General features: G+C 68.0%; 21 protein-coding genes and 1 tRNA gene. 5 read left to right on the forward strand and 17 right to left on the reverse strand.

Features of this window, described 5'->3' with window-relative positions; translation table 11 throughout:
• Window positions 1-28: 28 nt before the first annotated feature.
• From AC0L6G_RS04920 to AC0L6G_RS04945, 6 genes are all read right to left on the reverse strand, one after another.
• The gene (locus tag AC0L6G_RS04920; RefSeq protein ID WP_293826501.1) at window positions 29-673 is read right to left on the reverse strand and encodes a protein-L-isoaspartate(D-aspartate) O-methyltransferase; all 645 of its coding nucleotides are present in this window, start codon (window positions 671-673) and stop codon (window positions 29-31) included.
• On the reverse strand, window positions 670-1461 hold the full coding sequence (gene surE / locus AC0L6G_RS04925) for a 5'/3'-nucleotidase SurE (protein ID WP_293826499.1): 792 nt from the start codon (window positions 1459-1461) through the stop codon (window positions 670-672). Before surE ends, AC0L6G_RS04920 begins: the two co-directional genes overlap by 4 nt.
• 138 nt (window positions 1462-1599) lie before the next feature.
• The gene (serS, locus tag AC0L6G_RS04930; RefSeq protein ID WP_293826497.1) at window positions 1600-3108 is read right to left on the reverse strand and encodes a serine--tRNA ligase; all 1509 of its coding nucleotides are present in this window, start codon (window positions 3106-3108) and stop codon (window positions 1600-1602) included.
• 781 nt (window positions 3109-3889) lie between these two features.
• Window positions 3890-4318 carry a J domain-containing protein gene (locus tag AC0L6G_RS04935; protein WP_293826495.1) on the reverse strand — a complete coding sequence of 143 codons (429 nt, stop codon included), beginning with the start codon at window positions 4316-4318 and terminating at the stop codon, window positions 3890-3892.
• A 7-nt stretch (window positions 4319-4325) separates the two neighbouring features.
• A complete protein-coding gene (locus tag AC0L6G_RS04940) occupies window positions 4326-5162 on the reverse strand; it encodes a division plane positioning ATPase MipZ (protein ID WP_291539037.1) in 837 nt (278 codons plus the stop codon).
• 126 nt (window positions 5163-5288) lie between these two features.
• Entirely contained in the window at window positions 5289-5957 is a 669-nt protein-coding gene (locus AC0L6G_RS04945; RefSeq protein WP_293826492.1) for an SPOR domain-containing protein, read from the reverse strand.
• 75 nt (window positions 5958-6032) lie between these two features.
• Here AC0L6G_RS04945 and panC point away from each other — a divergent pair, with 75 nt between their 5' ends.
• A complete protein-coding gene (gene panC, locus AC0L6G_RS04950; RefSeq protein ID WP_293826490.1) occupies window positions 6033-6905 on the forward strand; it encodes a pantoate--beta-alanine ligase in 873 nt (290 codons plus the stop codon).
• 48 nt (window positions 6906-6953) lie between these two features.
• Here panC and AC0L6G_RS04955 read toward each other — a convergent pair whose 3' ends face one another.
• From AC0L6G_RS04955 to AC0L6G_RS04990, 8 genes are all read right to left on the reverse strand, one after another.
• Window positions 6954-7712: a chorismate mutase gene (locus AC0L6G_RS04955; protein ID WP_293826487.1), complete on the reverse strand. Its 759-nt coding sequence runs from the start codon at window positions 7710-7712 to the stop codon at window positions 6954-6956.
• Between the two features lie 282 nt (window positions 7713-7994).
• On the reverse strand, window positions 7995-8570 hold the full coding sequence (locus AC0L6G_RS04960; protein ID WP_293826485.1) for a prephenate dehydratase domain-containing protein: 576 nt from the start codon (window positions 8568-8570) through the stop codon (window positions 7995-7997).
• Window positions 8571-8740: 170 nt separating this feature from the next.
• On the reverse strand, window positions 8741-10111 hold the full coding sequence (locus AC0L6G_RS04965) for a class II 3-deoxy-7-phosphoheptulonate synthase (protein WP_291539054.1): 1371 nt from the start codon (window positions 10109-10111) through the stop codon (window positions 8741-8743).
• A gap of 65 nt (window positions 10112-10176) precedes the next feature.
• A complete protein-coding gene (locus AC0L6G_RS04970) occupies window positions 10177-10317 on the reverse strand; it encodes a hypothetical protein (RefSeq protein ID WP_291539057.1) in 141 nt (46 codons plus the stop codon).
• A 260-nt stretch (window positions 10318-10577) separates the two neighbouring features.
• Entirely contained in the window at window positions 10578-10733 is a 156-nt protein-coding gene (locus AC0L6G_RS04975; protein ID WP_291539060.1) for a hypothetical protein, read from the reverse strand.
• Window positions 10734-10820: 87 nt separating this feature from the next.
• Window positions 10821-10895: transfer RNA gene (locus AC0L6G_RS04980), tRNA-Val, on the reverse strand.
• A 56-nt stretch (window positions 10896-10951) separates the two neighbouring features.
• The gene (locus AC0L6G_RS04985) at window positions 10952-12241 is read right to left on the reverse strand and encodes a dicarboxylate/amino acid:cation symporter (RefSeq protein WP_293826483.1); all 1290 of its coding nucleotides are present in this window, start codon (window positions 12239-12241) and stop codon (window positions 10952-10954) included.
• Between the two features lie 99 nt (window positions 12242-12340).
• On the reverse strand, window positions 12341-13060 hold the full coding sequence (locus AC0L6G_RS04990; RefSeq protein ID WP_293826480.1) for an HAD-IA family hydrolase: 720 nt from the start codon (window positions 13058-13060) through the stop codon (window positions 12341-12343).
• A 58-nt stretch (window positions 13061-13118) separates the two neighbouring features.
• Between AC0L6G_RS04990 and glmU the strand changes: the two genes are divergently transcribed.
• Both glmU and rpiA read left to right on the forward strand, forming a co-directional pair.
• Window positions 13119-14483, forward strand: a complete 1365-nt coding sequence (gene glmU / locus AC0L6G_RS04995) for a bifunctional UDP-N-acetylglucosamine diphosphorylase/glucosamine-1-phosphate N-acetyltransferase GlmU (protein ID WP_293826478.1) — start codon at window positions 13119-13121, stop codon at window positions 14481-14483.
• Window positions 14480-15163: a ribose-5-phosphate isomerase RpiA gene (gene rpiA, locus AC0L6G_RS05000; RefSeq protein ID WP_293826476.1), complete on the forward strand. Its 684-nt coding sequence runs from the start codon at window positions 14480-14482 to the stop codon at window positions 15161-15163. The genes glmU and rpiA overlap by 4 nt, the downstream gene beginning before the upstream one ends.
• Here rpiA and AC0L6G_RS05005 read toward each other — a convergent pair.
• Entirely contained in the window at window positions 15160-15822 is a 663-nt protein-coding gene (locus tag AC0L6G_RS05005; protein WP_473252937.1) for a sugar transferase, read from the reverse strand. The genes rpiA and AC0L6G_RS05005 overlap by 4 nt on opposite strands.
• 145 nt (window positions 15823-15967) lie before the next feature.
• On the opposite strand from AC0L6G_RS05005, the gene AC0L6G_RS05010 reads away from it, so the two are divergent.
• Entirely contained in the window at window positions 15968-16111 is a 144-nt protein-coding gene (locus tag AC0L6G_RS05010) for a hypothetical protein (protein WP_293826471.1), read from the forward strand.
• Here the strand turns inward: AC0L6G_RS05010 and AC0L6G_RS05015 are convergent, their stop codons facing one another.
• Window positions 16112-16612, reverse strand: a complete 501-nt coding sequence (locus AC0L6G_RS05015; RefSeq protein WP_293826469.1) for a hypothetical protein — start codon at window positions 16610-16612, stop codon at window positions 16112-16114. It abuts the gene before it with no gap.
• Complete coding sequence (locus AC0L6G_RS05020; protein ID WP_293826467.1) at window positions 16609-17565, reverse strand: M28 family peptidase; 957 nt, start codon at window positions 17563-17565, stop codon at window positions 16609-16611. The genes AC0L6G_RS05015 and AC0L6G_RS05020 overlap by 4 nt, the downstream gene beginning before the upstream one ends.
• 93 nt (window positions 17566-17658) lie before the next feature.
• Between AC0L6G_RS05020 and ligA the strand changes: the two genes are divergently transcribed.
• A complete protein-coding gene (ligA, locus tag AC0L6G_RS05025; RefSeq protein WP_473252938.1) occupies window positions 17659-20004 on the forward strand; it encodes an NAD-dependent DNA ligase LigA in 2346 nt (781 codons plus the stop codon).
• Window position 20005 lies beyond the last annotated feature (1 nt).

Consider the following 20005-nt stretch of genomic DNA (forward strand, 5'->3'; position numbering starts at 1 on the left):
TGCGGCAGGGCGGCACGCTTGGCAAGCTTTAGCCCTCCTTCGCCGTCCCCTCGACCAGCGGCACGAACCGCACCTCCGTCAGGCTTTCGCGGCGGAAGGCGCCGTCGCCCTGGCCGACGTAGCGGTGCAGCATCTGCACCGAGGTCCGTCCCACCGGCGCGACCAGAACCCCGTTCGGCTTCAGCTGTTTCAGCAGCTCGGTCGGTTCGGTCGGCGACGCGGCCGTGACCATGATCCGGTCGAACGGCGCCTGTTCGGCCCAGCCCAGACCGCCGTCTCCGTGTTTGGTGATGACGTTCTCGATCTGCAACGTCCGCAGACGGCCCTCGGCCTCCACCAGCAGGCTGCGATACCGCTCCACCGAATAGACATAGCGCGCCAGCCGGCTCAGCACCGCGCACTGGTATCCGCTGCCGGTGCCGATCTCCAGCACCCGGTGCCGGGCCTGGACCTCCAGCGCCTGGGTCATCAGGCCGACGATATAGGGCTGGCTGATCGTCTGGGCGCAGTCGATGGGCAGGGCCTGATCCTCCCAGGCCTGGTCCAAAAACTTCTCGTGCACGAAGACCGCGCGGTCGATGCTCTCCATCGCCTTCAGCACGCGCGGGTCCGTGATCCCCTGTTGCCTCAGCGACAGGATCAGACGGCCGGCGCGGTCGTCGTGCAGGTTCATGCGGCGACGACCGCCCTTGGCGGCGCCCCGCCCAGAACCTTCTTCAGGTCGTTCACGCTGGCCATGTGCGTCAGGTCGATATGCAGCGGCGTGACCGAAATCCGCCCCTCGTCGATGGCGCGCAGATCCGTGCCCTCCGGGTGCTCCTGCTTTTCGCCGCGGAAGCTCATCCAGTAATAGTCGCGTCCCCGCAGGTCGGTGCGCCGAACGGCGTGCATCTCGCCCACGTCGCGGAATCCTTGCGTCGTCACCTCGACCTGTTCGACCTCTTCGGGCCGGCGGTTGGGAAAGTTCAGGTTCATCACCACGCCCGGCGCCCATTTCTGCGCCAGCAGCCGACTGATGATGGCGGGGGCGAAGGCCTCGGCCGTCTCCCAGTGGGCGACCACCGCGTCGTGGAACCGCTCCAGGCTCTGGCTCAGGGCGATGGAGCGGATGCCGAAGGCCATGCCCTGCAAGGCGCCCGCCACCGTGCCGGAATAGCTGACGTCCTCGCCGATATTGTGCCCGCGATTGACGCCCGACAGCACCAGGTCCGGCTTTTCCGGCATCAGGTCGTTGACCGCCAGCACGACGCAGTCGGTCGGCGTGCCCGTCACCGCGAACCGCTTGTCGCCCAGCTTCGCCACCCGCAACGGCTCGGTCAGGGTGATCCCCCGCCCCTTGCCCGACTGTTCGACGGCGGGCGCGCACACCCACACGTCGTCGCTGATCGTCCGCGCGATCCGCTCAAGGCATTCAAGGCCTTCCGCCTCGATCCCGTCGTCGTTGGTCAGGAGAATACGCACTTCAAACTCCGCTCATCCCCGCGAAGGCGGGGACCCAGTTCTGTCGCTCGGCAGTGCGTTGGATCAAGGGCGCGCAAGCATCATCCGCCTTTCGCCCAAAGCACTGGGTCCCCGCCTTCGCGGGGATGAGCGGAAAATTCATTGCCCGCCCACGAATTGGAGCCCGCCCATATACGGCTGCAACGCCGCCGGCACCGCGATCCGGCCGTCGTCCTGCTGATAGTTCTCCATGATCGCCACCAGCGTCCGCCCGACCGCCAGCCCGGACCCGTTCAGCGTATGCACGAACTCGGTCTTCTTCTCGCCGGCGCGCTTGAACCGGGCGTCCATGCGCCGCGCCTGGAAGTCGCCGCAGTTCGAGCAGCTGCTGATCTCGCGATAGGTCCCCTGGCTGGGCAGCCAGACCTCCAGGTCGAACGTCTTCTGCGCCGAAAAGCCCATGTCGCCCTTGCACAGCAGCATCCGCCGGAACGGCAGCTCCAGCGCCTTCAGCACAGCCTCGGCGCACGCCGTCATCCGCTCATGCTCGGCGTCGCTATCCTCCGGCCGCGCGATCGACACCATCTCGACCTTGGAGAACTGGTGCTGGCGGATCAGCCCGCGCGTATCCCGCCCCGCCGACCCGGCCTCGGCCCGGAAGCACGGCGTCAGCGCCGTCATCCGCATCGGCGTCGCGAGGTCGTCCTCGGACAGGATGCTCTCGCGCACGAGATTGGTCAGGGAGACTTCGGCGGTGGGGATGAGCCAACGCTGCGGCTTATCGAGAAGTACTTCATCGAAAATCGGATCGGGAAGACGAGGTGAAATTTCTAAGTACTCAAAAAATTCTTCAATGTCGTATGCGGCGACGCCGAGACCCTCTGGATCATCTTGGTTCGGCGTAACAAGCCACCCACTCCGCTTCCATTCCTGAAAGGCTTCTCGAACACCATTAAGAGTAGCCGTCTTCAGCATGGCAGAGCTACTGCCCGCTTGGGCGCCAAACAAATCGTCCGCAAACTTCGGCAACTGCCCCGTCCCGAACATCGCCTCGTCGCGCACCAGATAGGGCGGATTCACTTCCAGATACCCGTGCTGGTCCGTCTGCATGTCCAGCATGAACTGACCCACGGCCCGTTCCAGCCGCGCCAACTGCCCCTTCAACACCGCGAACCGCGCGCCCGACATCTTCGCCGCCGCCTCGAAGTCCAGCATCCCCAGGGCCTCGCCCAGGTCGGCGTGATCCTTGGCCGGACCCATCCGGCGCGGCTCGCCCCACGCCCCGACCTCGACGTTGCCCGCCTCGTCCTCGCCGTCCGGCACGTCCTCGGCCGCCAGGTTCTTCTGCGCGGCCAGCAGGTCGCGCAGTTCCTTGCCGACCCGCGCCTCGACCTCGGCCGCCGCCGCGATGTCGCCCTTCAGCGCCTCGACTTCGGCCTTCAGGCGGTCGGCCTCGGCCATGTCCTTCTTCCCCATGGCGGCGCCGATCAGCTTGGACGCCGCATTGCGCTTGGCCAGGGCGTCCTGCCCCGTCGTCTGGGCGCGGCGCAGTTCGCCGTCCAGCCGCAGGATGTCCGCCACCAGCCCGTCGGCGTCCTCCACGCCGCGCGACGACCAGCCCGCCACGTAAACCTGGGGGTTCTCGCGAATGGCTCTGATGTCGTGCATGGTCTGAAACTTCGGTCAGGCGGGAGAAGCCGAACGCTCTACCCGCCCGCGCCGTCACGGGCAACGCGGGAAGCGCGCGGCATCGTCTCCTCCCCACTCGTGGGGAGGGGGACCGTGCAGCGGTGGAGGGGCTGTCGAAACCGCACGGTCGCCGAGCGTTCTTCTCTAACGTCGTCACTTTCGCTCACCACCTCGTCATCCTCGGCCTTGTGCCGAGGACCCATACGCCCGGTCTCAAAGGTCGGGGACCGGCGGCGGACACCGGGATTATGGATCCTCGGCACAAGGCCGAGGATGACGGATTGAGAGGCGCGATTGCCACCAGCCATCACAATGCGGCTGGTCCATCACTAACCAATTCAACGACCTATCGAATTATCTTCCCCATCATCCATCCCCCCTCCGAAACGCGCGTATTCTTGCCCCGTCTCGTCGCATCGGAGGGCTCGTAAGGCCTGCGACCTTGCGGCGGCGGGAGCGGATGGAACGGGAGCGGGTCTGCAACGGCCCGCGCCGGCGGCGACACACGGTGCGCCGTCGGAGGGTCGAGGGGGATACTCGGCCGCACTCGGGACGGGGTTTCGCAGACCCCGCCGACCCGTCGCAGGCTTATGGGGTTAGGCGATAAGACCGCCACCGCTCGACGCCCCAAGCTTGCAGGCCAACCAACCGCGCGGAGCGTCATACCCTTCGTCGAAACGGTACTTACAAACTCACACTCCGGGCGAAGGCCCGGCGCTCCGCCCAGCCCTCCAACTTCGCAGCGAAAGCGCGAGGCCGATCAGCCGTGTCCGGTCTTTCTCAACAGCCGATCCCGCGCCGCGTTGACGCGACGCGCCAGGCCTTCGGTGCCGCCCTGGTCGGGGTGGGCGCGCGCCATCGCGCGTTTCCACGCTGCGCGGACCTCGGCTTCGTCGGCGCCCGGTCGGACGCCCAGAACGGCGCGCGCGTCGGCCTCGCTGATCGGTTCGGACCGGATCACGGCCCGACTTCGCGACGCCCAGGCCAGATAGAGGCCGGCGCCGGCCAGACCCGCCGCCGCCAGCCACGCCCCGCGAAACGCCGCCAGCGCCCCGCCGGCCAGCAGCACCGACCCCAGCAGGGTCGCGCTGACCCGCCAATGGGCCCGCCCGCGGCGCTCGGTCTGGCGCCCCAGGCGCACCAAGGCCCAGACGGCGATCGCCGCCAGGGCCAGCCAGATCAGGCTCATGAAGGCGTCAGGCCGCCACGTCCAAAGGGCTCAACACCTGCTCCAGCCCCATGGCCATCATCAGATTGCGCATCTCCTGGCGCGCCGCGACATGGGCCAGGGACACCGCCACCGGCCGCACCTCGTTGGACAGGTCCGCCACCGTCAGGCCGAACGGGAACAGTTCGCGATAGATGACCCGGTCGCGCAGCCCCGGCCCGACGCGGAAGCCGACGCGCTTGGCCAGTTTGGTCATCCGCTCCTCCAGGCGCTTGCGGTTGCGCGCCTCGGCCACGGCCAGGCGGTTGGTCACGACCAGCCAGTCGATCGTGGCGTGACGGCCCTGGGCGATGGCCCGCTGCTTGCGCGCCTCCCACACGCTTTCGGAATAGATGGAGGGCTTCAGCAGTTCCAGCGACACGGGATCGACTTCGCCCAGCAGGTCGAAATCGACGAAGCTGTCGTTCATCGGCGTGACGATCTGGTCGGCGCGGGCGTGGGCGGCGCTGGACACCGCCGTATCGCCGCCGGGCGTGTCGATCAGGATCGCGTCGACGCCGGCGGCGACCGCCTCGTCGAAGGCGCGTTCGAAGGTCGCGATCTGTTCGGCGACGTCCGCCTTGGCCAGGGCCTTGCCGTCGCCCATGTCGGGCGTGAAGGGCTGGGGCAGGACTTGCCCGTTCGCAGCCAGCCAGGCGGCGCGGTTCTGGAAGAAACGCTGCATCGACCGCTGGCGCAGGTCCAGGTCGATGATCGCCACCGACCGGCCCGCGTGCAGCAGGCCGGTGACGATGTGGATGGCCAGGGTGGACTTGCCCGCCCCGCCCTTTTCGTTGCCGAGAACGATCACATGCGGCTGCGTCATTCGAGGGAATCCTCTGTGCCGACCGGCGCGACTCAGGCGCGGTCCAGTAGGGCCAGAGTCGGACGCCCCGCGCCAAACGTCAACGGAACCTTAACGCAGATCTGTGGACGGCCGGCGGGGGCGCGATCAGCCGTTGCGGGCGCACCAGTCCTCGGCGACGGACGCCGCGCGGCACAGGGCGGCGGCGGCCTCGGACGAGACGGGCCCGGCCTTCAGCCGCGTCAGGGTCCGCCCCTGGACCTGGACCGACTCGTAAACCGGCGTCAGAGCAACCAGGTCGGCGGACGCCTTCAGCCGGCCCCAGGCCTGGCGCGCCGCCTCCGCGCTGGAATAGGCGCCCAGCTGGATCGTGCGGCCCGATTGCGGGTGACGAAGACCGACATCGGGCGGCGCCGGCGCGAGCGTTTCGCGGGCCAGGACGGGCGCGGCGGCCCGAACCGCCGGCTGGGCCGTGCGGATCACCGCGTCGCGCAATCCGGCGTCGTCTGCGACCCGGCGCACGCCCGCCTGATCGTCGCGCGCGTCCCACATGGCGTGGGGATCCATCACGGCGACCTTCATGGCGCTGAACCTGGCGGGACGAAGGCCGCTCGCCTCAGCGGGGGAAGAATGGCCCCGATCCGTCGCTTCGGGCGTCAGCGGAACCTCGATGGCCGCCACCTGGTCGGCCATGGCTTTGAACCGATGCGGATCGCCATTCGCGCCCCCGCATCCCGACAGGGCGGCGGCGATGGCCAAGGCCCCGATCAGGGCCGGGACGATCGGAACTGGACGGGTCGCTTCTGCGGGCGTCATAAGCACGACCCTAGCGCCCAGACTTTGAGGTCTGGTGCATCAACAGGCTTAAGCGAAAAGGTTAATCGCTTCATCATGACGAACGCCGCCCCCTCGCCTTCTCCTCTCGCCGTCGTCCGCACCGTCGCCGACCTGCGCGCGACCGTGCGGGACTGGAAACGACAAGGCCTCAGCGTAGGCATGGTTCCGACCATGGGCGCCCTGCACGAGGGGCACCTGACCCTGGTGCGCGAGGCGGCCCGCCGCGCCGACCGCGTCGTGGCCTCCAACTTCGTCAACCCGACCCAGTTCGCCGCCCATGAGGATCTGGACAAATATCCCCGCCAGCAAGGGCAGGACGCCCGCCTTCTGGCCGGCGCGGGGTGTCACCTGATGTTCGCCCCGTCGGCGCAGGAGATGTACCCGGAAGGCTTCGCCACAAGCATCGCCGTGGGCGGCCCGGCCCTGGGCCTGGAAGGCGATTTCCGGCCTCAGATGTTCGGCGGGGTGGCGCTGGTCGTGACCAAGCTGTTCAACCAGGTCCAGCCCGACATCGCCGTCTTCGGCGAAAAGGACTACCAGCAGCTGATGGTCATCCGCCGTTTCGTGCGGGATCTGGACCTGCCGATCGAGATCGTCGGCGCCCCGACCGAACGCGACGCCCACGGCCTGGCCCTGTCCTCGCGCAACGCCTATCTGTCCGAGACCGAACTGGCGTCCGCGCGCCAGTTGAACGGAATTCTGGCCCAGGCCGGCGCCGAGGCCGCATCGGGCCGCCTCCTGCCGGACGTAGAGCGCGAAGCCTGCACCGCCCTGCTGAAGACCGGGTTCGAGCGAGTGGACTATGTCGCCATCCGCCGCGCCGAGGATCTTGGAGTCTTCCGCAACGACCTCGTGGACGCCCCGGCGCGCATCCTGGCCGCCGCCTGGCTCGGCACGACCCGGTTGATCGACAATATGGCGATCTGAACAGGCGGCGCGCCGCATCCGTCATCAGATGTGACCCGCTCCGAAACTTCAACCGATCGCGCCGACGCAGCCCTCGGCCTCGCCCGGCGCCAGGTCGGCGTCGGTCAGGGCGATGGTCCAGCCGTGGTGGGTGTTCAGGCCCCAGCGGCGCGCCCCGCCCCCGTCCCCCGCGTCGCCGCCGGCCGTCACGACCACCCGGCGGCCTTTGGGCAAGGCCGGCGGGTCGATCTTGCCCACCGCCAGCGAGGTCGGCGTCTCGCCGCCGTAACCGTCGAACACGCTGAGCATCGACCATTCGCGACGCAGGCCCATCCACCAGGCGTTCTCGGTGTTTATGGCCAGGACGGCGATCCCGTGGCCCTCGGCCGCGAAAGCCAAGGCCTTCTGGGGATCGCGCACCATCCTGATGTCCGCCGCCGCGCCAAACCGCAGGCGCGCCCCGTCGAAGGCCCGCGTCGGCTCGATGGGGGCCCAGACCTGGACCTGCAGCCGCCCCTGGCGCGCCAGGCCCCAACCGACGATCTCGCGCCACAGATGTTCGACCGTCTCGGCGTTCTCGGGCTGGCATTTGGACAGCATACGCGCCAGCACCGCCTGTTCGCGGTCGGGACGCAGCTTGGTGTGCGGCCCCGTCGGCGCGTCCTTGGCGCGGCCGACAGTGGCGGCGACCGCCAGCCGCTTTTCGAACAGGGCCAGGATCTGATCGTCGATCCCGTCGATCTCGGCGCGCAGAGCGGCCAGCGCCTGCTGTTCTGGGGTCAGGTCGGCCACGTCAGGCCAGATTCGCTGAAGATTGGAAACGGACATGGAATAGGGCTTTCGGCATTCTGAATTTCAATAGGTGCATGGGCGAACCGCCGCTCTGGACCAGAGCGGTCGCCGGCGAAGCAGTCAGGGACGAAGTGCGCCCGACGCCTCAGCCGGCGTATCGAAAGCCGTAAAAGCCGCAGCCGAAATAGAGGCCGGACACCGCGCGCGAACGGTCGAAGGAAACAGAGAGGGCGCGCTGGCGGGACATGGTCCGTATCCGGTTATGCGGATCGTCGTACGATCCGTGCGCCATCTAAGACACGCAAAGACCGTGCGCCGTCAACCCAAAGAAGCGCTCAACAGGACGAAGCGCGTGCGATTATCGCTCGAATCCTGCAAATCGTTGCGCAGGATCGACAGGCCGTAGGCCTCGGCAGCCCCCGCCGCGGCGATGGCGGCGCGGGTGGGATCGCCGGCCAGGGCTACATCGCGCGCGGCCCCGGCGGTGTCGAAATGCTCGACAGTCTTCAGATGCAGGGACTTCAACGTCCGTTCGCACTGGGCCAGGGCGATGGGGTGGCTTTCCACCGTTCGGATGTCGGACAGGCGCGCGCCCGGCACCCCCATCAGCGCGTGACGGATCGGCCGCCACACCTCGGCGACGGGTTCGAGGTCCATCGCCTGCACCAAGGTCGCAGCGGGCTCGACCACGCCGATGGTCGAGTTCTCGACCGGAATCAGGGCGCAGCCGCAGTCGCCGGATTTCAGCGCCTCCAACGCGCCTTCAAAGGTTTCGAACGCCACCGCCTCGTCCCACGGCCGCAGCGCCAGACAGGCCTCGTGGCTGAACGCTCCTGGCGCGCCCTGATAGGCGACCCGGCCGGGCTTTTCGTCTTGTTGCGCAGGCGTATCCATGTCCGTCACTTCCGAGGGACCGCCCCGAAAGCCCTTTTCGTCGTTGGCGGCCGATCAGACGGCGCGTCCTTGTCCGCGCCGTGACCGCATCCGGTCGTATCTGCGGCGGCGGCTGCGGACCGGGCGAAGCCGAAGGCGGCCGCCGAACGGCCAGCCCGCCGTTTGCGCGATCAGGCGGCTTTCGACCGGCCGACGCGACCGGACTTCAGCCGTTCGGCGACCAGAAAGGCCAGTTCCAGCGCCTGGTCGGCGTTCAGGCGCGGATCGCAATGGGTGTGATAACGGTTGGACAGGTCGTCCTCCGTCACCGCCTGGGCGCCGCCCAGACATTCGGTGACGTTCTGGCCGGTCATCTCCAGATGGACGCCGCCGGGGTGGACGCCTTCCGCTTCCGCCACGTCGATGAAGGTCCGCACCTCGCCCAGGATGCGGTCGAAGGGACGGGTCTTGTAGCCGTTGCCGGCCTTCAAGGTGTTGCCGTGCATCGGGTCGATGGACCAGATCACCTTGCGGCCCGAGGCCTTCACCTCGCGCATCAGCTTAGGCAGGCGCTCGCCGACCTTGTCGTGGCCGAACCGGCCGATCAGCGTCAGACGGCCCGAAACATTGTCCGGGTTCAGCGCGTCGATCAGCGGCAGCAGGTCGTCGGCCGTCATCGTCGGCCCGCACTTCACGCCGATGGGGTTCTTGATCCCCTTCATGAACTCGACGTGGGCGCCGTCCAGCTGGCGCGTGCGCTCGCCGATCCACAGCATGTGGGCCGAGGTGTCGAACCATTCGCCAGAGCCGCCGTCCAGCCGCGTCAGCGCGCTCTCCACGTTCAGCAGCAGCGCCTCGTGGCTGGTGAAGACCTCGACCCGGCTCAGGTCGGGATGGGTCTCGGGCGTGACGCCGACCGCCTCCATGAAGGCCAGGGCCTCCGTGATCTTGTCGGCCAGTTCGCGATATTGGGCCCCCGCCGCATTGTCGCCCGCGAACCCCAGTGTCCACCGATGGATGTTGTACAGGTCGGCGTATCCGCCGCCCGCGAAGGCGCGAAGCAGGTTCAGGGTCGAAGCGGACTGGTTATAGGCGCGGATCAGGCGCTGCGGATCGGGCGCGCGCTCCTCGGGCGTGAACCCCATGCCGTTGATGATGTCGCCGCGATAGCTGGGCAGTTCGACCCCGTCGATCTCCTCCAGCGGCGACGAGCGCGGCTTGGCGAACTGGCCGGCGATCCGACCGACCTTCACCACCGGCTTCCTGCCCGCGAAGGTCAGGACCACCGCCATCTGCAGGATCAGTCGGAAGGTGTCGCGGATATTGTCGGTCGAAAACTCCTTGAAGCTTTCGGCGCAATCGCCGCCCTGGAGCAGGAAGGCCTCGCCCTGCTCCACCTGCGCCAGTTTCGACGTCAGACGACGCGCCTCGCCCGCGAAGACGAGCGGCGGCAGGGCACGCAGCTCGTCCTCGACTACGGCCAGGGCCTTGGGATCGGGATAGTCCGCCGGCATGTGCAGGGCGGTCTTGGTTCTCCAGCTTTCGGGGGTCCAGCGTGTCATTGCGCCAGAATAGGGCTTTCGGCCCTGTCGAACAATGAAAAGACGGGCGGCTGCCGCGCCTCGGCTCAGTCTTTGTCCGACTGCGCCTTCTGGGTAGCAGCCTCGGTCTTGCGCTCGGCCTTGGCCGCCGCCTTTTCGGCCGCCTTCGCCGCCGCCGCGCGCTCACGCTCCTGACGCTCGAAACTATAGTTGGGTTTGCGGGCCATCGGACGTCCTCTCGTCAAAACTCGTCGCCGCAAGGTGGCGGCAGGGCGGGTCGGACGCAATGCGCCATATCCATTCCACGTCAGATCGCCCTCAAAGCAGGCGTTCCTGGCGGGTGACGAACTTTGTCACGCGATCCAGTGCGATGAAAAGGCGAGCGAGAAACGTCATGCCTGGACAACGCACGACGGCGAAAGGTGTTCGCCGTTGCGAACCTTGGCCGCAGCCGCCGCGCCGCCCGACCGATTGAGCGCCATGCCGATCACAAATCCTTGGCGGGACCATTCGGTTCGTCGGGCTCTCCATCGGCGTCCTTGTCGACGAAGTGCGCCGGCTTCCGACCTTCGAACACGCCGGACAGCGCGAACAGAGCCCCGGCCAGAACAACCGCGCCGACAAACAGAATGATCAGGTTCATGTGCGTAGAACGCATCGCGAAGCGCGAAGTTCAAGCCCGCAGCCGTCGACGACGGAGCCTCTGCTGTTCGGATAACGGCGGGAAGGATGGTGGACGCGACAGGGATTGAACCTGTGACCCCCTCGGTGTGAACGAGGTGCTCTCCCGCTGAGCTACGCGTCCGTCTCTTGCGGAGGCGGCGACATAGCCCGGTCGCCGAGCCCGCGCAAGCGTCCGTTTCAGATTCCGGCGGCGCGAACCGCTTCCGGCGTCTCCGCCTCCGGATCGCCAGGCAGCCAGGCGACATGACCGTCATAGATATCCTGGTTCAGGATGCCTTCCTCCCTGGCTACCAGCACGGGGACCAGCATCTGGCCGGTCACGTTCGTCGCCGTACGCATCATGTCGATGACCCGGTCGATGGCGACGATATAGCCGATCCCTTCCAGCGGCAGGCCGGCGGTCGACAGCGTCAGGGTCAGCATGACGATGGAGGTGCCGGGCACCCCCGCCGTGCCCAGCGAACCCAGCACCGCCGTCAGGCCGATCAGCACATATTGCGTCAGGGTCAGGTCTATCTTGAAATACTGGGCGATGAAGATCGAGGCGATGGCGGGATAGATGGCCCCGCAGCCGTCCATCTTCACATTGGCCCCCAGCGGCACGGCGAAGGCGGCGTAGGCCTGGGGCACGCCCAGACGCTCGACCGTCTGGCGCAGGGTGATCGGCAGGGTGCCCAGCGACGAGGAGGTGGCGAAGGCCGTCTGCTGGGCCGCGAAGGCGCCGCGGAAGAAGCTGCTCGCCTTCAGCCCATGCAGTTTCAGCAGTCCCGAATAGACGACCAGGATGTGGAACAGGCAGGCGGCGTAGATGGCGGCGATGAATTTCAGCAGCGGCAGCAGCGCCTCCCAGCCATAGCCGCCCACCACCGACCCGATCAGGCCGAACACGCCTATGGGCGTCAGCTGGATCACCCAGCGGGTGATGCGGAAGACGACGGCCGCGCCTTCGTCCACCAGCCGCCGTACGCCCTGGGCCCGGTCGCCCAGCGCCACCAGGGCCATGCCCACCAAGGCCGAGAAGAAGATGATCTGCAGCACCTTGCCTTCGGCCAGGGCGGCGAAGGGGTTGGTCGGCACCACGCCGATCAGGACCTCCAGCGGCGTCGGGATCACGCGTTCCTTGACCTCGCCCAAGGGCAGATTGGCCAGGCCGACGCCGGGATTGATAATATGGCCGAAGGCGAAACCGACCAGCACGGCCAGCAGGGAGGTGATGGCGAACCAGACGATGGTCCGCACGCCCAGCCGCACGGCCCCCGCCCCCTCGCCCAGCTTGGCGATGGAGCTGGCGATGGTGAACAGCACCAGGGGCGCCACCACCATGCGGATCAGGTTCAGGTAGACGTCGCCGATCGGCTGCAGCCAGGTCTCGGCCCGTTCGCGCAGGATCAGCCCGGCCAGGATGCCCAGGGCGAAGCCGGCGGCGGTGCGCTGCCAGAGCGGGATTTTCAGGAGGCGGGCGAACATGAGGGCACTTTCGACGGGGTGCGCCAATCTGTCCATCGCCGAAGCGATCCGCAACCGTATCGGCGATCATTGCGCCGAAAGATTTCCTGTCGCCCGTGCTTAGAATTTCAGCGCCCGGGAGACGTAGAAGTCCGACAGCAGCCCGTCGATCGCCTCTTCCACGTCCTCGAAGGCGTCGACCAGCACGTCCGCGCCCAGGGTTTCGACCGGAACCGGCGTGAAGCCGAAGGTGACGAGGATGCAGGGCATGGCCGCATCCCTGGCCGCCTCGGCGTCCGGCGCCGCATCGCCGACCATGACGGCCCGCGCCGGATCGCCGCCGGCCAGAGACACGGCCTCCTTCAGATGCGCGCCCGAGGGCTTGCGCGCGCTGACGCGGTCGGGACCGGCGATGGCCGCGAAATGCCGGGCGAGGTCCAGCTTTTCCAGCAGCAGTTCGGACAGGTCGGACCGCTTGTTGGTCGCGACCACCAGGACGGCGCCCCGATCCTTGAGCCGCTCCAGCGTCTCGACCACGCCCTCGAACGGTTGCGAACCGTCGGCGATATGGCCGGCGTAGTCCACCAGGAAACGCTCGAACAGCGCCTCCGACTGCGCCCGTTCGACCGACGCCCCCGCCGCCTCGAAACCGTGGACCAGCAGCGCCCGCGCCCCCGAACCGATCAGGGCCGACGCCGAGGCCATCGGCACGGGCGGCAGCCCCTCTTCGACCAGCAGACGGTTCAGCGTCCCGATCAGGTCCGGCGCGGAATCGACCAGCGTGCCGTCAAGGTCGAAGGCGATGGTCCAGCCTTCCAGGTCGCGATCGGTCATCCACATCTCCCGCTGGCCCATCGAATGGGCTAGATCGCGAGACGACTAGCCTTCGGGACAATTCATGACCAGCCAGACGCGCGCCCGCGCCGCCATCATTCTCGCCGCCGGCCAGGGCACGCGGATGAAGTCGCCCCTGCCCAAGGTGCTGCACCCGGTCGCGCACCGCGCCATGCTGGATCACGCCATCGACGCCGCCGAGGGGCTGGGCTGCGAGCGGATCGTCGTGGTGGTCGGAAGCCATTCGCCCGAGGTCCGCGCCCATGTGGTCGCCCGCCTGGGCGAGGCCGCCGTCGCGGTTCAGGACCCGCCGCTGGGCACCGGCCACGCCGTGCGCGCCGCAGAGCAGGCCCTGGGCGGCTTCGATGGCGAGGTGGTCGTCACCTATGGCGACGTGCCCCTGCTGAAGGCCACAGACATCGAACCCGTCTTCAACGCGGACGGGGTGACGGTGATCGGCTTCGAGGCCCGCGATCCCGGCGCCTATGGACGGCTGATCCTGGACGGCGACGCCCTGACCGCCATCACCGAAGCCAAGGAGGCTTCGCCTGAGGTTCTGGCCATCACCGCCTGCAACTCCGGCGTCATGTCCGCTCCGGCCGCCCTGCTCTTCTCGCTGTTGGCGGATGTGAAGAACGACAACGCCAAGGGCGAATACTATCTCACCGATGTCGTCGAATTGGCCCGCAAAGGCGGCCATCCGACCCGCGCCGTCTTCGCCGCCGAGGATGCGGTGATGGGCGTGAATTCCCAGGCCGAACTGGCCCAGGCCGAGGCCCTGTTTCAGAAGGTCCAGCGCGAGACCTTCCTGGCCGCCGGCGTGACCATGAGCGCGCCCGACACCGTCCATTTCGCCTGGGACACTCAGGTCGGGGGCGGAACCGTGATCGAACCCTTCGTCGTCTTCGGCGCCGGCGCCGTGATCGACGGCGGAGCCCACATCCGTAGTTTCAGCCATGTCGAGGGCGCCCGCGTCGCCTCCGGCGCCGAGGTCGGTCCCTATGCCCGTCTGCGCCCCGGGGCGGACCTGGCCGAGGGGGTCAAGATCGGCAACTTCGTCGAAGTGAAGAACGTGGCCATGGCCAAGGGCGCCAAGGCCAATCACCTGTCCTATCTGGGCGACGGGGCCGTGGGCGCGGGTGCCAACGTCGGCGCCGGCACCATCTTCTGCAACTATGACGGCTTCAACAAGGCTCGGACTCAGGTCGGGGCCGGCGCTTTCGTCGGCTCGAACGCCAGCCTGGTCGCCCCTGTCATCGTCGGCGACGGTGCCCTGATCGCCTCCGGCTCGGTCATCACCGAGGACGTGCCCGCCGACGCCCTGGCCTTCGGCCGCGCCCGCCAGACGAACAAGCCCGGAGCGGCCGCCGCCTTTCGCAAGACGGCCAAGGCCAAGAAGGAGGCGGCGAAGGCTGCAAAACCGAAATGAGCGACCTGCAGAAAAAGAACGCCGGCGAAGCCGCCGCCCGGCACGTCGAGGCCGGCATGATCGTCGGCCTGGGCACCGGCTCGACCGCCGCCTGGTTCGTCAAGGCGCTGGCCGCGCGCAACCTGCCCGGCCTGCGCTGCGTCCCGACCTCGGAAAAGACCGCCGATCTGGCGCGCGAGCTTGGCCTGCCCCTGTCGACGCTCGAGGACACGCCGCGCATCGACCTGACCGTCGACGGCGCCGACGAGGTCGGGCCTAGCCTGGCCCTGATCAAGGGCGGCGGCGCGGCCCTGTTGCGCGAGAAACTGGTCTGGGAGGCCTCCAGCCGCTGCATCGTCATCGCCGACGCGGCCAAGGTGGTGCCGGTCCTGGGCGCCTTCCCCTTGCCGATCGAAGTGGTCGCCTTCGGGCACAAGACCACGGCCAACCGCATCGCCGACGTCCTGATCGACCATGACATCAACCAGCCGGCTCGGGTCCGCCAGGCAGATCGCGGCCTGGTCCGCACCGACGGCGGAAATCTGATCTATGACGCGGCCTGCAAGGCGATCGACGACCCTGTGCGGCTGGCCGACGACCTGAAACTGATCACCGGCGTCGTCGAACACGGCCTGTTCCTGGACCTGGCCGACCTGGCCATCATCGGCACGGATGCGGGCTTCGAGGAACGCCTGCCCTAATAGACGCCGCGCCGGCTGAGAACCGCCGGGATCGTGCGAGCCAGGATGCCGAAATAGACGCCAAGACTCTGGTTCCTGACCAGCCAGACATCCATCGCGACCCGCCGCGGATAGGCCACGTCGTTCCGACCCGACACCTGCCACAGGCCGGTCAGTCCCGGCCGCACTGCGCAGTAGTGAACCAATTGCCGCCCATAGAGAGCCGCCTCGTCGAAGACGATCGGTCGCGGGCCGACCAGCGACATCTCGCCCTTCAGCACATTCAGCAGTTGGGGCAGTTCGTCCACGCTGGATCGCCGCAACGGGCCGCCCAGCCGCGTCACCCGCGAATCCTGCCGGAACTTTCGCGACATCCGCCATTCGGCATTCGCCAGCCCGGTCAGGCGCGCCTCGGCGTCGGCGGTCATGGTGCGAAGCTTCAGGCAGTCGAAAGCCCGCCCGGCCCGGCCTATCCGCTGCTGGCGAAACAGCACGGGTCCACGCGTCTCGATACAGACCGCGCCCGCCGCGAGCATCATGAGGGGCAGGAAGAATAACAGCCCAAGGCCCGCCAAGACGATGTCGAACAGCCGGATCAGCGCGGCGTCTTTCCACAGGCGCACCCGCGCGCGACTGCGCTCGTCCTTGAGCCCAGCCGTTGTCGCTTCGATGATCGACATGAATTGCCCCCGTCAGCGAATATTCCCTTAGTTGATTTTTCAACAACTCCAAATACTCCCCGCACCGACGCTTGACCGCTCGGCGACATGCCACCATAGGTTGCTCATGACGCCGCCATCGAACGACGCCGCTACGGTCAGGGACGTGACGAAGCGCGCCGATAGCGAACCGTCGAAGGAACAGCGGTGGCCCGGTTCTCTCACGGTCGGCGTTCTGACCGGGATCAGCATCTTTTTGTGGACGCTGATCGCAGGCGGAGCCTATCTGCTGGTTCGCATCCTGCTTTAGTCAGTCGCCGTCCCAGGCGATCAGCGCGATGGGCTCGCGTTCGTCGCCCACCTGAAGCGTTCCCGAGATGACGACGGCGTGGTCGCCAAGGTTCCGGCGTGCGGTCGCCAGCGCGTCTTGGTCGATGCGCGCGCGAAGCGTCACATCCCCGTCCGGCGTGGCGCCCGTCATCCGAACGCCGTCATCGGTAACGAGATAGGTCCTCGGCGCGACCCGCATTTCGCCATTTCGCCCTGTCAGGGTCAGGATCAGGATCAGGGGCGATGCGGCGCGGTTCCCCGCCTCCCAAGCCTCGAACGCCGAGGTCTGGCCGATGAACAGAGACTTCACGGGGCCGCCGTCCGCAACCGGCCGATATTCGCCCGAGACATCGTCGCTGAGTTCATGTCGGAAGGCCTCGGTTTCCGCGCCGATCCGGCGCGGGGATCGGTCGTCCCTGCGCTCGCAGGCGCCGACGGCGAGCAGGGCGAACGCCAGCGCGGCGCCGAGACGGAATCTCATCGGTCCAGCGCCCGGTCCAGGGCGTAAAAGCCGGCGATGGCCAGTTCCGTCGCCTGGGTGAAGACGGTCGGGTCGATCCGCTCGAAGGTGTCGCTGGGGCGATGATAATCGGGGTGATAGTCCACGCCCATATAGAGGAACGGCACGCCCGCCGCATGAAAGGCGGCGTGATCGGAGGCGTCGACCCAGTTGTTCTCCCCGGTGTCCCGAGGCGTGTCCTTTCCGAAGGCGAAGGACACGGCGCCCTGCGCCGTCACCGGCTCCAGAATGGGCCGAAGGTCGGGATGCTGGTAGGTTCCCGTGACCCACAGATGGCCGTCGGTCTCGGCGCGCGCCGTCATGTCGAAGTTCAGGTTCAGGCTGACGGCCGACAGCGGCACGGGCGGCGCCTTGACGAACTCCCGCGCGCCGAGAAGCCCTCGCTCCTCCCCGTCCAGGGCGACGATCAGCACGCTGTGCTCGGGCGGGTTCGCCTTCAGCCGCCGCGCCAGCTCCAGCATCGTCGCCACGCCCGAGGCGTTGTCGTCCGCCCCGTGATAGATTTGGCCGTCATTCGCGCCGACGTGGTCGTAATGGGCCGTCACGACGATATAGCGGTCCGCGACCCGCGCGCCGGGAATCAAGCCGACGATATTGACGCCGTTGAACCGTTTCACTCCCTCGCGCGTGCGGCCGGGCGCCTGGAACGGCTGCAGACGGCCGAAGGGGGCGGGCTGAACGCCCATCGCCTCCAGTCGCGACACGATATAGGCCCGGGCGCGCTCTCCCCCTTCCGACCCGGTGTCGCGGCCCTGCATGTCGTCGCCCGACAGAATGCGCACATCGTCCAGCAGAGGACTGGCGACGACCGTCGGCGCGGCAGGCGCAAGGGCGGGCGGCGCAGGCGAAATCGGCGTGCAGCCGATCAGCATGGCGGCGGCCAGCGGGATTGAGCATACGGTCGGACGGATCATGCGAACTCCAGATAGCGCCCGGACCCTAGCGCCCGCGCGGCGCGGCGTCAGCCGTCCGTTCGCGGTCTTGCCGATGCGCGCCGGGTCCAACTGGTGGTAAGGCAGGGGGATGGCGCCGACGAATCCCTTCCCCCTCCCCCCGAAGATCTGACGCCCGAGGCGGCGGCCCAGGAACTGGCCTGGCTGGCCGGGGAAATAGCCCGTCACGACGCCCTCTACGCCGAGGCCGCGCCTGAGATTTCGGACGCGGACTATGACGCCCTGCGCGCGCGCAACGCCGCCATGGAAGCCGCCTTTCCCGACCTCGTCCGCGCGGATTCGCCGTCGAAAAAGGTCGGCGCCGCCGCCTCCAGCCAGTTCGCGGAGGTGCGGCACGGCGTGCCCATGTTGTCGCTGGACAACGCCTTCGACGAGGGCGAGGTGCGGGACTTCGTGGCCCGGATCGCCCGCTTCCTGAAATTGCCGGCCGACGAACCCATCGTCTTCGTCGCGGAACCCAAGATCGACGGCCTGTCCGCCAATCTGCTCTATATCGACGGCAGGCTGACCATCGGCGCCACGCGCGGCGACGGCCGCACGGGCGAGGATGTCACCGCCAATCTCAGGACCATAGAGGCCGTGCGCCAGACCCTGGCCGGCGACGACTGGCCGAAAAGAATCGAGGTGCGCGGCGAAGTCTATGCGCCGAACGCCGCGTTCGACGCCTTCAATGCGGCGGCGCAAGTCGAGGGTCGCCGCACCTACGCCAATCCCCGAAACTTCGCCGCCGGCTCCCTGCGCCAGAAGGACGCCAGGATCACGGCCAAACGCCCCCTAAACTTCTTCGCCTATGCCTGGGGCGAGCACTCCAGCGACTTCGCCGAGACCCAGTGGGAGGCGTTGCAGAAGCTGAAAGCCTGGGGCTTTCCCGTCAACGACCGCTCGCGCCGGGTCCAGGGCGCCGAGGGGCTGATCGAAGTCTATCGCGAATTGGAACGCGACCGCGCGACCCTGGGCTATGACATCGACGGCGTGGTGTACAAGGTCGACCGTATCGACTGGCAGCGCCGTCTAGGCTTCGTCGCCCGCAGTCCGCGCTGGGCCATCGCCCACAAATTCCCCGCCCAGCAGGCGACAACGGTGCTGGAAGGCATCGACATCCAAGTCGGTCGCACCGGCTCCCTGACCCCCGTGGCCCGGCTCCATCCGGTGACGGTGGGCGGGGTCGTGGTTCGCAACGCCACCCTGCACAACGAGGACGAAATCCAGCGCCTCGACGTCCGCATCGGCGACACCGTGCGGCTGCAACGCGCCGGCGACGTGATCCCGCAAATCCTGGGCGTGGTGGCCGATCTGCGACCCGCCGACGCCGTTCCCTACGTCTTTCCCGACTATTGCCCGGTCTGCGGCTCGGAAGCCGTGCGCGAGGGCGACGAGGTCAAGCGTCGCTGCACCGGCGGCCTGATCTGCGACGCCCAGATCGTGGAGCGGCTGAAACATTTCGTCGGCCGACGCGCCTTCGACATCGAAGGCCTGGGCGAGAAACAACTGGTCGCATTTCATGCGCGCGGCTGGATCAAGGAGCCGGCCGACATTTTCCGCCTGGCGCGCGATCAGGCCAAGTTGGCCAAGTTGGCGACCGAGGACGGCTATGGCGAGACCAGCATCCGCAATCTGGTCGCCGGCATAGACGCCCGGCGCGTCATTTCGCTGGATCGGTTCCTGTTCGGCCTGGGCGTGCGCGACATCGGCGAACAGACCTCCATTGTCCTGGCCCGCGCTTTCCAAAGCTGGGCGGCGCTGAAGGCCGCCTGCGTGCAGGCCGCAGCGGGCGTTCCGTCCGCGGCCTGGCGCGCCCTGGCCGGGGCCCATGCCGTTTCGCCGCGCGTGCTGGCCCTGATGGCAGAGGCGTCGCCGCCGGCCGCCGATCCCTGGCCCGACGCCACGCTGGACATGAAGATCGCCCAGGCCTTCCCCGGCCTGGCCGCGCCGGCCCGGCGGTCGTTGGCGACGATGGCCGACGACTGGTCCGGCCTGGTCGAACTGGCCCGCGTTGCGCGCCAGGAAGGCCCGTCCGAGATGCTGAACCAGATCGCCGGCGTCACCGGCGTCGGCCCCGTCGCCGCCGAGGCCCTGGCCCACTTCTTCCACGAGCCGCACAATCTGGACGTCGTCGCCGCGCTCGAGGCCGAGTTGACCGAAATCGTCGACGCCGAGCGACCCAAGACCGACACCCCCGTCGCCGGCAAGACGGTGGTCTTCACCGGCGCCCTGGAACGCTTCACCCGAGACGAGGCCAAGGCCCGCGCCGAGAGCCTGGGGGCCAAGGTCTCGGGCTCGGTGTCCAGAAAGACCGACTATCTGGTCGTCGGTCCCGGCGCGGGGTCGAAGCTGAAAGACGCCGAGAAACACGGAGTCCAGGTGCTGACGGAAGACGAATGGCTGGCCCTGATCGGCTGAG

This window comes from Brevundimonas sp. D3-1P (genome assembly GCF_055809335.1).

What these genes read in the sequence shown, in the direction of transcription:
- AC0L6G_RS04940 (WP_291539037.1), bottom strand. Translation starts at nt 5,162, where the DNA reads ATGACGCAGCCGCATGTGATCGTTCTCGGCAACGAAAAGGGCGGGGCG.
- AC0L6G_RS04965 (WP_291539054.1), bottom strand. Translation starts at nt 10,111, where the DNA reads ATGACACGCTGGACCCCCGAAAGCTGGAGAACCAAGACCGCCCTGCAC.
- AC0L6G_RS05005 (WP_473252937.1), bottom strand. Translation starts at nt 15,822, where the DNA reads ATGTCGATCATCGAAGCGACAACGGCTGGGCTCAAGGACGAGCGCAGT.
- glmU (WP_293826478.1), top strand. Translation starts at nt 13,119, where the DNA reads ATGACCAGCCAGACGCGCGCCCGCGCCGCCATCATTCTCGCCGCCGGC.
- panC (WP_293826490.1), top strand. Translation starts at nt 6,033, where the DNA reads ATGACGAACGCCGCCCCCTCGCCTTCTCCTCTCGCCGTCGTCCGCACC.
- AC0L6G_RS04960 (WP_293826485.1), bottom strand. Translation starts at nt 8,570, where the DNA reads ATGGATACGCCTGCGCAACAAGACGAAAAGCCCGGCCGGGTCGCCTAT.
- AC0L6G_RS05020 (WP_293826467.1), bottom strand. Translation starts at nt 17,565, where the DNA reads ATGATCCGTCCGACCGTATGCTCAATCCCGCTGGCCGCCGCCATGCTG.
- AC0L6G_RS05015 (WP_293826469.1), bottom strand. Translation starts at nt 16,612, where the DNA reads ATGAGATTCCGTCTCGGCGCCGCGCTGGCGTTCGCCCTGCTCGCCGTC.
- AC0L6G_RS04935 (WP_293826495.1), bottom strand. Translation starts at nt 4,318, where the DNA reads ATGAGCCTGATCTGGCTGGCCCTGGCGGCGATCGCCGTCTGGGCCTTG.
- rpiA (WP_293826476.1), top strand. Translation starts at nt 14,480, where the DNA reads ATGAGCGACCTGCAGAAAAAGAACGCCGGCGAAGCCGCCGCCCGGCAC.
- AC0L6G_RS04985 (WP_293826483.1), bottom strand. Translation starts at nt 12,241, where the DNA reads ATGTTCGCCCGCCTCCTGAAAATCCCGCTCTGGCAGCGCACCGCCGCC.
- AC0L6G_RS04945 (WP_293826492.1), bottom strand. Translation starts at nt 5,957, where the DNA reads ATGACGCCCGCAGAAGCGACCCGTCCAGTTCCGATCGTCCCGGCCCTG.
- AC0L6G_RS04975 (WP_291539060.1), bottom strand. Translation starts at nt 10,733, where the DNA reads ATGAACCTGATCATTCTGTTTGTCGGCGCGGTTGTTCTGGCCGGGGCT.
- AC0L6G_RS04990 (WP_293826480.1), bottom strand. Translation starts at nt 13,060, where the DNA reads ATGTGGATGACCGATCGCGACCTGGAAGGCTGGACCATCGCCTTCGAC.
- AC0L6G_RS04955 (WP_293826487.1), bottom strand. Translation starts at nt 7,712, where the DNA reads ATGTCCGTTTCCAATCTTCAGCGAATCTGGCCTGACGTGGCCGACCTG.
- AC0L6G_RS04970 (WP_291539057.1), bottom strand. Translation starts at nt 10,317, where the DNA reads ATGGCCCGCAAACCCAACTATAGTTTCGAGCGTCAGGAGCGTGAGCGC.
- AC0L6G_RS04920 (WP_293826501.1), bottom strand. Translation starts at nt 673, where the DNA reads ATGAACCTGCACGACGACCGCGCCGGCCGTCTGATCCTGTCGCTGAGG.
- serS (WP_293826497.1), bottom strand. Translation starts at nt 3,108, where the DNA reads ATGCACGACATCAGAGCCATTCGCGAGAACCCCCAGGTTTACGTGGCG.